Source organism: Lysobacter sp. TAB13, from assembly GCF_052113885.1.
GTDB lineage: Bacteria > Pseudomonadota > Gammaproteobacteria > Xanthomonadales > Xanthomonadaceae > Lysobacter > Lysobacter gummosus.
In genome coordinates, this window is record NZ_JBFRDR010000269.1 from 1 (window position 1) to 413 (window position 413).

General features: G+C 65.4%; 1 protein-coding gene. It reads right to left on the reverse strand.

Annotated elements, in window-relative coordinates; translation table 11 throughout:
* On the reverse strand, nucleotides 1–413 hold a 413-nt coding region (locus AB4Y92_RS26125; RefSeq protein WP_441822267.1), incomplete at both ends, for a LysR substrate-binding domain-containing protein.

The window sequence follows — 413 nt, forward strand, 5'->3', positions numbered from 1 at the left end:
GGCCAGCAGCAAAGCGATCGGCGGTGATCTCGCCTGTGGCCAATGGATGCCCCCGCCGCACGACCCCGACGAAGTGATCCGAGAACAGCGCCCGCGTCCTGATTTCCGGACTCTGCGCCGCCCCGATGACACCTGTTTCCAGATCCACACTGCCCTCGCGAAGCAGCGTACTATCCTTGTCCGGCTTCTGGACGAAGCGCAGCCGTATGCCGGGCGCTTGCGCCTGGATGTGCGCGATGAGTTCAGGCCCAAAGGCTTCGACGAAGCCGTCGCTCGCCCGAACCGAGAAGGTCCTGACAAGCCGTTGCAGATCGAGCGCCTCGGCCGGCCGCAGGATTGCCTCCGCTTCCTGAACGAGTGGACCGACGCGCTCCCTCAATTCAAGTGCACGCGGCGTTGGCACAAGGCCGCGC